Source organism: Lentzea kristufekii, from assembly GCF_033949925.1.
GTDB lineage: Bacteria > Actinomycetota > Actinomycetes > Mycobacteriales > Pseudonocardiaceae > Lentzea > Lentzea kristufekii.
Genome location: NZ_JAXAVV010000095.1, coordinates 1 through 507 on the forward strand (window position 1 = coordinate 1; position 507 = coordinate 507).

General features: G+C 66.7%; 1 protein-coding gene. It reads right to left on the bottom strand.

The genetic code is table 11. The features are described 5' to 3' along the window. Nucleotides 1-261 (bottom strand): IS110 family transposase (locus SK571_RS46230; RefSeq protein WP_319990443.1); only part of this gene is annotated, 261 nt, incomplete at its 3' end. Nucleotides 262-507: the final 246 nt, after the last annotated feature.

The following is a 507-nucleotide window of genomic DNA, read 5'->3' on the forward strand; positions in this document are numbered from 1 at the left end:
GCGGACTGTGATGTTGTTGTGGCGCAGCAGTGTGGCGAGTTGTTTGCCGTAGGAGCCGGTGCCTTCGACGCCGACTTTGGTGACTGGGCCGAAGCCGGATAGCCAGTCGAGCAGTTGTGCGCAGCCGTCGGGGGTGGCGGGGAACTCGGCGTCGCCGAGGATCTGGCCGAGGTGGTCGAGTGCGGCGGCGTGGTGGGTGTCGGTGTGGGTGTCGACCCCGCCGACGACCTGTATGTGGGCAGCGGTGTGCGGATCGGGCATTCTGAGACCTGCCGTCCTTGCTGGCTGGAACCTGCGGGCGGCACGCACCGGGCTGGGCGGGGCGGACAGAACAGAGATGGGTCCTGGTGAGACAGGCTCCTATCAGGTCACATCCGCCCGCCTGGTGACGTGCACGCGAGACCACCCAGGCCGGACGACAGATCCGGCGAAGGACACCACGGTCAGTTGCGTTGAGGGTCAGACCAGCTCAGGCGATCCCGCCAACGCATCCTCTCTGTTGCGTTG